This is a genomic window from Collimonas sp. OK242 (assembly GCF_900107095.1).
GTDB lineage: Bacteria > Pseudomonadota > Gammaproteobacteria > Burkholderiales > Burkholderiaceae_D > Collimonas.
In genome coordinates, this window is record NZ_FNOR01000010.1 from 62,384 (window position 1) to 74,942 (window position 12,559).

At 55.8% G+C, this 12,559-nt stretch carries 12 protein-coding genes and 1 pseudogene; 11 read left to right on the top strand and 2 right to left on the bottom strand.

Annotation, left to right across the window (positions count from 1 at the left end):
* Positions 1 to 287 precede the first annotated feature (287 nt).
* On the top strand, positions 288 to 1,529 hold the full coding sequence (locus BLV81_RS12630; RefSeq protein WP_092356529.1) for a glutamate carboxypeptidase: 1,242 nt from the start codon (positions 288 to 290) through the stop codon (positions 1,527 to 1,529).
* Here BLV81_RS12630 and BLV81_RS12635 read toward each other — a convergent pair.
* A pseudogene (locus BLV81_RS12635) lies at positions 1,482 to 1,748 on the bottom strand (GNAT family N-acetyltransferase); the annotation flags it as partial. The gene BLV81_RS12630 and the pseudogene BLV81_RS12635 sit on opposite strands and share 48 nt — an antisense overlap.
* A gap of 13 nt (positions 1,749 to 1,761) precedes the next feature.
* A complete protein-coding gene (locus tag BLV81_RS12640) occupies positions 1,762 to 3,543 on the bottom strand; it encodes a DUF885 domain-containing protein (RefSeq protein WP_255365168.1) in 1,782 nt (593 codons plus the stop codon).
* 607 nt (positions 3,544 to 4,150) lie between these two features.
* Here BLV81_RS12640 and BLV81_RS12645 point away from each other — a divergent pair.
* The 10 genes from BLV81_RS12645 to ampC all read left to right on the top strand — a co-directional run bounded on the left by BLV81_RS12645 (position 4,151) and on the right by ampC (position 12,338).
* Positions 4,151 to 5,596 (top strand): DHA2 family efflux MFS transporter permease subunit, encoded by a 1,446-nt coding sequence (locus tag BLV81_RS12645; RefSeq protein WP_092356535.1) that lies wholly within the window; start codon positions 4,151 to 4,153, stop codon positions 5,594 to 5,596.
* A gap of 43 nt (positions 5,597 to 5,639) precedes the next feature.
* Positions 5,640 to 5,831, top strand: coding sequence for a hypothetical protein (locus BLV81_RS12650; RefSeq protein ID WP_092356538.1), 192 nt, complete (start codon positions 5,640 to 5,642; stop codon positions 5,829 to 5,831).
* A gap of 96 nt (positions 5,832 to 5,927) precedes the next feature.
* Positions 5,928 to 6,854, top strand: a complete 927-nt coding sequence (locus tag BLV81_RS12655) for an ABC transporter ATP-binding protein (RefSeq protein ID WP_092356541.1) — start codon at positions 5,928 to 5,930, stop codon at positions 6,852 to 6,854.
* On the top strand, positions 6,851 to 7,612 hold the full coding sequence (locus BLV81_RS12660; RefSeq protein WP_092356544.1) for an ABC transporter permease: 762 nt from the start codon (positions 6,851 to 6,853) through the stop codon (positions 7,610 to 7,612). Before BLV81_RS12655 ends, BLV81_RS12660 begins: the two co-directional genes overlap by 4 nt.
* A 60-nt stretch (positions 7,613 to 7,672) precedes the next feature.
* On the top strand, positions 7,673 to 8,056 hold the full coding sequence (locus tag BLV81_RS12665; RefSeq protein ID WP_092356547.1) for a nuclear transport factor 2 family protein: 384 nt from the start codon (positions 7,673 to 7,675) through the stop codon (positions 8,054 to 8,056).
* A gap of 18 nt (positions 8,057 to 8,074) precedes the next feature.
* Positions 8,075 to 8,542: a hypothetical protein gene (locus BLV81_RS12670; RefSeq protein ID WP_143036327.1), complete on the top strand. Its 468-nt coding sequence runs from the start codon at positions 8,075 to 8,077 to the stop codon at positions 8,540 to 8,542.
* 271 nt (positions 8,543 to 8,813) lie between these two features.
* Complete coding sequence (locus BLV81_RS12675; protein ID WP_092356552.1) at positions 8,814 to 9,869, top strand: permease; 1,056 nt, start codon at positions 8,814 to 8,816, stop codon at positions 9,867 to 9,869.
* A 9-nt stretch (positions 9,870 to 9,878) separates the two neighbouring features.
* Positions 9,879 to 10,256 carry a GNAT family protein gene (locus tag BLV81_RS12680; protein ID WP_143036328.1) on the top strand — a complete coding sequence of 126 codons (378 nt, stop codon included), beginning with the start codon at positions 9,879 to 9,881 and terminating at the stop codon, positions 10,254 to 10,256.
* Between the two features lie 396 nt (positions 10,257 to 10,652).
* Entirely contained in the window at positions 10,653 to 11,054 is a 402-nt protein-coding gene (locus tag BLV81_RS12685) for a cupin domain-containing protein (RefSeq protein WP_092356558.1), read from the top strand.
* 114 nt (positions 11,055 to 11,168) lie between these two features.
* Positions 11,169 to 12,338: a class C beta-lactamase gene (gene ampC, locus BLV81_RS12690; RefSeq protein ID WP_092356561.1), complete on the top strand. Its 1,170-nt coding sequence runs from the start codon at positions 11,169 to 11,171 to the stop codon at positions 12,336 to 12,338.
* Positions 12,339 to 12,559: the final 221 nt, after the last annotated feature.

Consider the following 12,559-nt stretch of genomic DNA (forward strand, 5'->3'; position numbering starts at 1 on the left):
CGCACCGTGCTCTCAGCGCAAAGAATATGGCTTGTGCACCTAAGAACCCCAATCGGGGAGCGCCTGGTTGTGGAAAGATCGCGCGTCGCTTAAAAGGCGGGGATTCAAGCGGCCGATGCATACGGACCTGTGGCTGAGCAGATTCTGCAGGTCATTGCACCGTCGACGACGCCCGGGCGGTGGCTCTCAGCGCAGTATTTTCGTCCGTCAATTTACTGCTATAGTGCCATGTTGCCATCATCGACCTGCCCCCTCCCCCCTTCAATCGACAATTCCACGAGAGCCCCATGAAGAAAAAACACCTGATAATGCTGCTTGTCGCCTTGGGCTGCACCGCTTCCGCCGCTTCCTTTGCTCAGACCGCCCAGGCTGACCAGGCCCTGCTACAGGCCGCGCAAAAGCGCAAGGACGTCATGGTCAAGGACCTGGCTACGCTGGTCAACATCGATTCCGGCACCGACGACGCCAAGGGGCTGACGCAGGTCGAAACCGTGCTGGCCCAGCGCCTGAAGGAAGTCGGCGCCAGCGTCGAGATCGTCGCCGCGCCGCCGGCCGCAGGCAAGATGGTGATCGGCAAGTTGCAAGGCACAGGCACCAAGAACATCATGCTGATGATCCATTACGACACCGTGTTCGGCGTCGGCGAAGCTGCCAAGCGCCCGTTCAAGATCAGCGGCAACAAGGCCTTCGGTCCGGGCGTGGCCGATGCCAAGGGCGGTGCGCTGTTAATCGTCTATGCGCTGGATATCGCGCGCGAACGGGGCTTCAAGGATTACAAGACGCTCACCGTGCTGTTCAATCCGGACGAAGAAAAAAGCTCGCTCGGTTCGCGCGGCATGATCGGCAAACTATCTTCCGGCCAAGACTACGTGCTGGTGTTTGAACCGCCTGAAGCCGACGTGGTGACGGTGGCCACCAACGGCATCGCTTACGTCCATCTCGACGTCAAGGGCCGCGCATCGCACGCCGGCTCGGCGCCGGAAGCCGGCCGCAACGCCGCCGTCGAATTGTCCAACCAGATTATCCAGCTCAAGGACCTGGGCAGCACGGCCAAGGGCACGACCGTCAACTGGACCGTGATCCAGGCCGGCGACCGCGTCAATATCATTCCTGAAAAAGCCAGCGCCACGGCCGACATGCGCATGTCCGACGTCAGCGAGATCCAGCGCGTGCAGGCCGATGCCGACAAGATCATCCGGAACAAGCTGATCCCCGAAACCGAGGTCAGCGTCAAGGTGGAAAACCGCCGTCCGCCGTTCAGCAAGAACGCCGACAGCGATCATCTGGCCGCCACCGCCGACAGCATCTACAAGGAACTCGGCAAGTCGATCACACCGGTCTCCATGCGCTACGGCACCGACGCCGGCTTCGCCTACAATCCCAAGACCGGCAAACCGGTGGTGCTGGACGGCATGGGTATCGTCGGCGACCGCATCCACTCGTCGGACGAATGGGCCGATCTGGACAGCGTGGTGCCGCGCCTATACCTGACGGTGCGCATGATGGAAGCGATGGGCAAAGGGAAATAGACAGTCGGCAACCGGCCATTCGGAATCGATGATGCTGAAGCGTACCGAGTTACGCTTCCGTCCATCCGGCATGATGGGCTCGTGCCGGACAATGCCCTCTTGTTTTGCACCGATGCGTAGAATCGCGGCGCGCGATTTTTCGTTAAGTTCGTCCGTAGTGAATTGCACGCGGACGAACTGCATGAGCTCGAATGCGCAAGTCAAAAGAAGGTACTTCGCTTAGATCGCATCACTAACTCTTTTGCCTATCAACCCAAGCATTGACGACGCGCTCCAAAATAGTGAGCGGTAATGCGCCGTGCGACAGTATCTCATTGTGGAATTTCTTTAGATCGAAATTGGGACCCAAGGTCTGTTTTGCGTGTTCTCTTAGCGCAAGAATTTTCAACATGCCCGCCTTGTATGCGAGCGCCTGTCCCGGATTGACAAAATAGCGCTCAACCTCTGCCGTGACGTCGCCTTCGGACATGCCGGTATTGTCGACCATGTAGCGGATCGCTTGCTCGCGAGTCCAGTGCTTGTAGTGAATCCCGGTATCGACCACCAGGCGTGAGGCGCGCATCATTTCGTCCCGCAGGCGGCCAAGGTTGTCGAGCGGATCGCTTTCGAAGCCGAGTTCACCGGCCAACCGTTCCGCGTACAACGCCCATCCTTCGACGTAGGCCGTGAACGGGATTACCGTGCGGAAGAATGGAACATCCTGTAACTCTTGCGCAATCGAGATCTGGAAATGGTGGCCTGGAATTCCTTCGTGGTACGCCAGTGTGCGCATCGCGAATTTCGGTGTTTCGCCGGGAACGCGCATGTTGGCGTAGAACACGCCTGGGCGTGAACCGTCCAGGGAGCCCGGCTGATAATACGCGCCGGGCGCTGTCGCCTGCGAGAATTCCGGCACAGCCTTTACTTCAACCCCGAGTTTAGGCCGGATGTCGAATGCGGACCCCAGACCCTGGTTGACCTCGTCGAGTATCGCCTGATATCGCGCCAGCATCGCCAGCTTTCCTTCAGGACTATTGGCATATTGCTGTTGCGGGTCGCGCGCCAGGTGCTGCACGCGCGCACCTATGGTGCCGTCAGTTAGATTCTGACCCTTTAACAAGGTATCCATTTCCGCGCCGACGCGGGCGACTTCCGCCAGGCCAAGCCGGTGGACTTGCTGCGGCGTCATATCGGTAGTTGTATGCATGCGCACACACCACGCGTAGTAACTGTCGCCATCCGGCAAGTGCCACGCACCGTAATTACCCTGGGCCTTCGGCTCCAGAGCGGCGAAGTAATCGATTAGTTTTCGATAAGCAGGGTAGACGCTATGCTGGATTGCTTGGTCGGCCTGCGCCAATAATTGTGCGCGGGTCGCGGCATCAAGCCGCTCCGCAGGAATCTTGTCCAGCTTGTCCTTGAAGCTGACAAACAAGGTATTCTCCGCGGATGGTTTGGCGATGAATCCCTTCATTTGTACGATGACTTTGTCCACGGTGAATTGGGGCGGCACTATGCCTTTGCTCTCACGCAGCTTCAGGCTTTCCAGCAATTGATCGAACTTGCGCGGGAACTTGTTCAGGCGTGCGATGTAGCTGTCCGCCTCGCGTTTGCTCGTCACCTGATGAATCTGCACCATGAAATCCGGCAGCCCGCTTTGCATACCTTGCATCTGGTTGACCGGAAAATCGTAGTCGCGGAAGCGCTCGCCATCTACCTGTATTTGCAGGAAGTAAGCCAGAGTGTCGTATGACAATTGACCCTCGCGGTCCAAGCCGGACCTGTCGTAGCTCTTCAGCGTCGCCAGGCTGCTTTTCAATTCATCTAGACTTTTCGTTTCGTGTGCCGGCGACACATCATCCAGATCCGAGCTATAGAAATCCGCCCAGCCCGGCACGATGCGCAGCGACGACAGCAGCTCGGGACTGTCCAGTGCAAACGACGCAAACACGCGGCCGTAGAACCAATCGATTTTCAAGGGCTTAAAATACCAGGTTTGGAACAGCATGATTGCCGCCAACAGAAAAATAGACATCAACCCTGCAAATAGCCACTTTGCTGCACGCTTCATCTGGAGTCTCCGGAAGTGTTCTTCGATGGCGGACGAGGACAGCCGCTCATGCGGTCCTCGATATGTGAAAGTCATCTACAGCGCTGGGTTTTACTGTCGCTTTGGCCGCGCTGTGAATAGCGGTAAATATTGCCACAAAACAATTGTCTGAGCAATATCGAAGTCCCTGATTACCGCCGGCAGCAATGGTTTAGGCGTTGCCTTCGCCCGGGCCAAGCATTTACTATCCAAAACGGACTATCGATCAGCCATAAGGCCATCCAATGCCGTGTAGCGAGAATGGCGAAGTTTCGTTAGCCTAAGAGAGAACGACAAACTTGCCTAACGCCTCGTTGCGCTCCATCAACTGATGGGCCTGAGACACCTCGGAAAATGTGAAAATACGCGACGGGCGCCAGTGCTTCAGCCAACGCACAGTTTGATATCATCACCTGATGTGTGGTCTTTGGCGCAGTCTTTGGCGGCATGTCGATTTAGACTATTCCCGTTCGACTAGATATCAAGAAATCCCTGAATCCTGCGACTCGACGATCTCTTCTTGTGGAGTCCATCATCTTTGGAAAGACCTGATATGACTGAACATTCCATCTCTACCGCAAACGGGCATCCCGACCGGCGCGGGCTAGCGCTAATCGTGCTGTGCCTGGGAGTACTGATGATCGTGCTCGACACCACGATCGTCAATGTGGCGCTGCCATCGATCAAGACGGATTTGCGGTTTTCCGACACCTCGCTGGCCTGGGTAGTGAACGCCTATATGCTGACTTTCGGCGGCTTCTTGCTACTGGGCGGCCGGCTGGGGGATTTGTACGGGCACCGGCGGCTGTTCCTGCTGGGTATCGCGCTATTTACATTGGCGTCCCTGGCTTGCGGCCTCTCCACCACGCAAGGCTTCCTGCTGGCGGCACGCGCTGTACAGGGGCTGGCCGGGGCCGTGGTGACAGCGGTGGCGCTGTCGCTGATCATGGATCTTTTCACTGAGCCGGCCGAGCGCGCCAAGGCAATGGGTGTCTACGGTTTTGTCTGCGCCGGCGGCGGCAGTCTCGGCGCGATGCTGGGCGGGCTGCTGACTGACAGCCTGAGCTGGCATTGGATTTTTCTGGTCAATCTGCCGATCGGCGGCGCCGTGATCGCGCTCTCGTTGCGATTGCTGCCGGCGCTGCACAGCCAGAAGCAATCCCGGCATCTGGATGTGTTCGGCGCCATCACTGTTACCGCCGCGTTGATGCTCGCCGTGTATGCGATCGTGAATGGCAACGAAGCCGGCTGGGCCGCGCCGCGCACGCTGAGCCAACTCGCCGTTGCAGCCGCATTGCTGGCGGCGTTCCTGGTGATCGAGACGCGGGTGCGGGCGCCGCTGATGCCGTTGCGGCTGTTCCAGTTGCGTAATGTCGCCGTCGCCAATATGGTGGGCGTGCTGTGGGCTGCGGCGATGTTCGCCTGGTTCTTTCTCTCCGCGCTCTATCTGCAACTGGTACTCGGCTACACGCCGCTGCAAGTCGGCCTGGCTTTCCTCCCGGCCAATCTGATCATGGCGCTCTTTTCGCTGGGGATCTCGGCCAAGCTGGTGATGCGTTTCGGTATTCGGCGGCCGCTGGCGGCGGGCTTGTTGCTGGCGGTATGGGGGCTGCTGCTGTTTGCCCGCGCACCGGTCGACGGCCGTTTTGTTGCCGACGTATTGCCCGGCATGGTCCTGCTCGGCCTGGGCGCGGGAATTGCGTTCAATCCGGTGCTGCTGGCCGCAATGAGCGATGTCGCGCCATCCGAATCCGGACTCGCCTCGGGCGTGGTCAACACCTCTTTCATGATGGGCGGCGCGCTCGGCCTTGCGGTACTCGCCAGCCTGGCGGCGTTGCATACCGAAAATCTGCTGGCTGCCGGCACGCAGCCGCTGGCCGCGCTCAACAGCGGTTATCAGGCAGCTTTCCTGGCGGGAGCCTGCTTTGCCGGTTCGGGAGCCGTACTTGGCGCCCTGCTCTTGCGTACCAGGACAATGGAGGGCGCCGTACCTGCCTGATCCGCAATCTCCCTGGTGTTATCTATTCTGTCGGGACAAGCCTATGTTTGAGAAAGAAATAGAGGAAGAAGCAGACACAAAACTGATCAGCAAGGCCGAGTACGATGCGATCGTGGCTGAATTCGATCTCATGTGGAATCGCACAACGACGCCGCAGGAACAGTCGCGCATGGAACGCATGATCCGGTTGATCGATGCCTTCGAAAATAGCCGGAATAGCCGTCGCAAAAATTAATCTGCATTCGGGATTAGAATGCACGGCAAGACACCGACGTCGCGTACGCCACGTACGCCACATACGTCACCTGCACTCATACTGATCGGACGGCTCATGCAAAATGTCATTTCCATAGTGAATCTCTCCAAGATCTACGCCTCCGGCTTCCGGGCGCTCAACAACATCAATCTCGACATCCGCCGTGGCGAAATCCTGGCATTGCTAGGACCGAACGGCGCCGGCAAAACCACCCTGATCAGCTGCATCTGCGGGATCCTGAACATCTCCGAGGGATCGGTACGGGTGGATGGCCACGACATCGTCAAGAATTTCCGCCCTGCCCGATCGCTGATCGGCCTGGTGCCGCAAGAACTGACCACCGATGCCTTCGAAACGGTATGGGCTACTGTATCCTTCAGCCGCGGACTGTTCGGCAAGCCGGCCAATCCTGCCTACATCGAGAAAGTGCTCAGGGATTTATCGTTGTGGGACAAGAAGGACAACAAGATCATGACGCTGTCCGGCGGCATGAAGCGTCGCGTGCTGATCGCCAAGGCCTTGTCGCATGAGCCGCAGATCCTGTTTCTCGACGAGCCGACCGCAGGCGTCGACGTCAACTTGCGGCATGACATGTGGGAACTGGTCCGTTCGTTAAGGGACAGCGGCGTAACCATCATCCTGACCACCCACTACATCGACGAGGCCGAAGACATGGCCGACAGGATAGGCGTGATCAACAAGGGCGAGATCATCTTGATTGAGGAAAAAAAGGAACTCATGCGCAAGCTCGGCAAAAAATTGCTGACGCTGCAGCTGGAGCAACCGCTAGACTGTATTCCACCCGAGCTTGCGGCCTTCAGCCTGAGCTTGTCCAGCGACGGCAGCCAGCTGGTCTATACCTACGAAAACGACGGCGAACGCGTCACCATCATTTCGCTGTTGAATGCCCTCAGCGAAGAAGGCATCCAGTTCAAGGATATCCAGACCACCCAGAGTTCGCTTGAAAATATTTTCGTCAACCTGATCAAGGACGAGCAATGAATTTCCATGCAATCCGCGCAATATACATGTTCGAAATGGCGCGCACCGGGCGCACCCTGCTGCAAAGCATCGTCGCCCCGGTGATCTCGACCTCGCTGTATTTTGTCGTTTTCGGCGCCGCCATAGGTTCGCGCATCGCCCAGATCGACGGTGTCAGCTACGGCGCATTTATCGTCCCCGGACTGGTCATGCTGTCGCTGCTCACGCAAAGCATCTCGAATGCCTCTTTCGGCATCTATTTCCCCAAATTCACCGGCACCGTTTATGAACTGCTGTCGGCGCCGGTTTCGTACCGGGAGATCGTGATGAGTTATGTCGGCGCCGCCGCCACCAAATCGATACTGCTCGGCCTGATCATCCTGGCGACCGCGGGACTGTTCGTGCCGCTGCATATCGCGCATCCGTTCTGGATGATCCTGTTCCTGGTGCTGACGGCCGTGACCTTCAGCCTGTTCGGTTTCATCATCGGCATCTGGGCCGACAATTTCGAAAAGCTCCAGCTGGTGCCGTTGCTGATCATCACGCCGCTAACTTTTCTCGGCGGCAGCTTCTACTCGATCAAGATGCTGCCGCCGGTCTGGCACGCGATCAGCCTGTTCAACCCGGTGGTTTACCTGATCAGCGGCTTCCGCTGGAGCTTCTACGACAATGCCGATGTGAGCATCACGATCAGCCTGACGATGACCATCGTGTTTCTGGCGGTCTTCCTGGCGATCGTGGCCTGGATCTTCAAGACCGGGTATCGGCTCAAGTACTAGAAAATCAATCTCAATTCACATATCTATTCACAAAACGATCCATCGACTTTGAAAGCAACCATGCCTGCAGCAAGCCCTCTTTCCATAGTTCAAGCACAGCTTGACGCCTATAACGCCAAAGACATCGACGCCCTGCTGACGACCTACGCAACGGATGCCGAGCAGTACCAGCTGCATGGCGAGATGCTCGCACGCGGGCATGAACAAATGCGAGCCCGCTTCCTGGCCCGGTTCGCCGAACCGGATCTGCACGCCGCCCTGATTTCACGTACGATCATGGAAAACGTGGTGATTGACCATGAAGTCGTGACCCGCAATTTTGCTGAGGGCGTGGGCAGCGTCGACATGCTTTGTGTATACGAAATTGCGGATGGCCGCATCCAGAAAGCTTCGTTTGCAGTTGGCAAGACCAAATTGAATACGCTACCCCATGCCAAGGCTTAGGTGAATCTCGGTTAATGATTGACGATTGACGATTATTCAGGTGCCGGTGACGCGGATGGGGAAGAATATCCGGACCGAGGAAACACCTGCCCTATGAATCGACAGGATATGCGCAACAGATTTTCGAGCCTCCAGCTGTCCCTGTATCTGATCGCTGCGGCGGTCTTGCTGGTGGGATTATTATCCGCCGGCTTGATCTATCGTACGTCCGCGGAACAGGAGAACCGCGCCGCCAGCTACCAGATCATAGGCGGGAACGCCTATCCAGTCGCAGCAGACGATTCGAAGGCTTATCTTCGTGACATGGAACTGTATGGTGGAACAGCGGGAATATTGATCGCTGATTTCAATCGATGGCTGGGCAGCCTGTGGCATGGCAAGCGGCTGGCGTACGTGCTAGCCATCTTTTCAGTTGGCATAGCTTATATCTGCTTCTCTGTGGCGCGCGGCCAGATGCCCGATCAACCGGAAAACCCGGACAGATAAAGCGCAGGAGTGACGTTTCAGGCCATGTCCCGCGCCCTGCGATCCAGCTTATCGCCGAGCGGCTCGCCGCAACCGAGATCAACTACGCGCAGATCGATAAGGAGCGGCAACGGCTCGCAAAATGCTGCGTTTCAGCGTCCAATATTCGTTATCATGTTCAAAGGTTAGCAAAGCTTAGCTGGCAACCAACCCAATAATCAACCCCAAGAAAGAAATCACCCGGCTCCGCTGGGTTATGATGCGCAGTTATTTCCTACAGAGTGAGCCCTCCATGTACAGTCTATCCTCCCAATCGCCCGCGCGGGGCTGGTCGTTCTGGTGGAAACCAGCCTTGTTCGTACTGGTGGCCGTGGTTGGCCTGTATTACGTCAAATGGTCGCCCTACTACCTCAAATCGTTCCTGGCAGCGGACAAGCACAGCATAGGCGCGTCCATCCTCGACGATCAGCAGGGATCGCCCGTCACCGCGGCGCTGACCTATGCCAAGGTATATTTCCTGGCAATCTGGAAAGCCGCGGTACTGGCGGTGATCCTGGGCTCGCTGCTGCAAGTGCTGATCCCGCGCGACTGGCTGCTGCGCCTGTTCGGCCGTCCCGGCTTTAATTCGGTCTTGCGCGGCGGCTTGTTCGCTCTGCCTGGCATGATGTGTTCTTGCTGCGCCGCTCCGGTGGTCGCGGGGATGCGCCGCCAGCAAGTCTCGGTGGGTGCGGCGCTGGCCTTCTGGATCGCCAATCCGGTGCTTAACCCGGCCACGCTGGTATTCATGGGTTTCGTGCTGGGCTGGGGCTTCACCGCCCTGCGCCTGGTGGCAGGCCTGGTGCTGGTGTTGGGCGTCTCACTGATTGCGCAGCGCGTGTCCCGCCCCGAGCAAACGCCTGAACCCGCGCAGGAAGCAGTGGCCGAGGCCGCAGCGCCTGATTCGCAAAATTTCCTGGGACGTTGGTCGCGCAGTTTATGGCAGCTGTTCTGGAGCACCATCCCGGTGTATATCCTGGCGGTACTGGCGCTGGGTGCGGCCCGGGTCTGGCTGTTCCCCCATGTCGATGGCGCCATGGGCAGCAGCCTGCTCTGGCTGGTGCCGCTTGCCGTCGCTGGGACACTATTCGTGATTCCCACTGCAGCCGAAATTCCTATCGTGCAAACCATGATGTCGCTGGGCCTGGGCACGGCGCCGGCAGTGGCGTTGCTGATGACCTTGCCAAGCATCAGCCTGCCGTCGCTGCTGATGCTGCGTAAAAGTTTCGATGCCAGGGTATTGCTTACCGTCGCGTTGCTGACGATACTGGTCGGCGTGGTCAGCGGGCTGGTGGGCGCGTTGCTGCTTTAAGCGCCGGCCTTGCCGGCAATCGAAACCCAACGAACTTTGTTGACCGTGCTGCACCCCGACAATGCACACCTGCTGCTCGCCTACCAACTAGCGAACAAGGACCATTTGGCGCCATGGGAACCCGCGAAGGACAGCAACTTTTATACCCCGGAATCCTGCCGCGGGCGCGCTGAAAAGGCGCATCGTTCATTTCTGGACGGCACTTCCCTGAATTTCATTGCAGTTGACAGAAGCTCGCAAAAGATGGTTGCCGGTTGTAATTTTACGAATATCGTAAGAGGCCCTCTGCTGGGCGCCAACATGGGCTATTCAGTCGCCAAAGAATTTGAAGGCCGGGGCCAATGCGAGAGATTGCCGCGACGGGAATACGTTACATATTCGATGTGATTGGCCTGCATCGCATCATGGCAAACCATGTACCTGCTAACGTGAGAAGCGAGATTTCGCTTTTGATCGACGACGGTCTGTCGTGACCGGCTGCACCCAGCCAATAGTGGACATTCGCTAGATGCTTCGTTACAACCTTGCGGCGCACTTTATCCATAAGATTTTCTATGTTGCGACCAAAATTATTCTCGCTTGCCTACACTTCGCCAAAAGCGGATATTGTCGTTTTACAAAATTGCTAGTTGACCTGCCAAGGTTGCTCTTTGCAAAAAAAATAGCTATTGCACAGAGAGCCTCGGCCAACATTCCATTTCCTAAATAACGGCCTCTAGAATTCGGCGCTGTCGCTGGAATGAAAAGATCGTTGCCCTAGAAATATTAATTGGTAAAACATACATGAAGTTATATTTTTCTATTTCTATCATTCTCGCAACCATCATGTCCACCCACTCCGTATTGGCTGCCGATAAGGCACCTGCGAGCAAGGAGACGCAGGTTTTCCAAAGAATTGCGATTCAGGGAACAGATCGCGAAATGGGCCTGGGAATTTCCGAATTCCCTCCCAATGCTGAAAAGCCACGACACATGGCAACTGGCCCCGAAGTCTGCTACGTGCTTGAGGGTGACATAGTATTAAAAGTGAATGGCAAGCCTACGCAACACATTCACGCAGGCGGGACTTTTCAAATAGCAGCGAATGCGGTCCACGTCACCAAAGCCGGACCGATGGGGGCGAAAGTCATTGCAACCTGGGTCTACGTACCTGGAAAACAGTTCAACATTCCGGCTCCAAACTGATCTTGCATCCCTTGACTTCACTCTTGTGCCAAGCATCGAGAAACTTCTTGTGACGTGAAATTATTTCGGGGAACGGACAAGTGGAGAGTTATTGCTCAACGTGTCTAACAAATTATGAACACATTAAAACTACTATCTTTTTCAGTATATTTACTCGCTGCAAGCAGCAATGCAGCAAGCACTGTCGATCAATCCAAGATCACAGATACTGTAGATGCGGCTATCCAGCCACTGATGCAGAAGTATAGTATTCCCGGTATGGCAATCGCAGTGACCATCAATGGCCATAATTATTTCTACAACTATGGTGTAACGTCAAAAGAAACGCAGCAGCGCGTTACCAACAAGACGCTTTTTGAGATCGGGTCGTTCAGCAAAACATTTACGGCGACGCTGGCGTCTTACGCTCAAGTCAATGGAGATCTGTCACTCTCTGATAGCCCGAGCAAATATTTTCCTTTCTTGCGCGGCAGTAGCTTTGACAATATCAGCCTGCTGAATCTGGGTACGCATACTGCGGGTGGCCTTCCGCTGCAAGCTCCGGACAATATATATAATACCGATCAGTTAATGGATTATTTTAAGCATTGGGAACCTATCCACGTTGCTGGCACATACAGAAAGTATTCAAATCTAAGTATCGGGATGCTTGGCATGATTGCGGCCAAAAGTATGGATATGTCTTTTGAGGACGCGCTTGAAAAGAAATTATTTCCAGAACTTGGCATGACGCATAGTTACATCAATGTGCCAGCCGATCAGATGAAAGATTACGCGCAAGGTTACACCGCAAAGGATGTACCAGTCAGGTTGAATCCCGGGATTCTGGCGTCCGAAGCATACGGCGTGAAATCAGGCTCGGCGGACTTGATCCGATTTATTAACGATAACATCCAGGCGAGTAGGCTCGGTGAAAAATTTCAACGTGCGATCACGGACACTCACACAGGATATTTCAGGTCAGGCGAATTTACGCAAGATTTGATTTGGGAGCAATACCCTTATCCTGTAGAGTTGAAACAACTGCTGTCCGGTAACGATCCTAGTGTTATCTATCAAGAAGCCGTCGCAAGCAAACTAAGCCCGCCGCTGCCACCGCAAGCGGACGTTCTGATCAACAAAACCGGTTCAACGAACGGCTTTTCCACCTATGCAGCCTTTATTCCATCTAAAAAAATTGGCATTGTGATCCTGGCCAATAAATCCTATCCCATCGATCAAAGAGTGACTGCCGCGTATCAAATACTCACACAACTGGATAACCAGGGCGCATCAAAAAAATAGTCGTCAGCCGGAGAGTTTCACGCTTTCGTCAATTGGTGCGCCGAGCAAATTAGTGGTGCGATGGTCAGGCCAAGGTTCCTCACGAAACGCCTCGTCACCTGAGGCGTATGCCGGGGAAAAATTAAATGTTTACGGTAGGTGTTGAGCGTCCGGTTTGGAGCAACTCGAAGGCCAGCAAAGGGTCGCAACCTGTCTTTTACGAATGGATCAGTTTGGCCAAG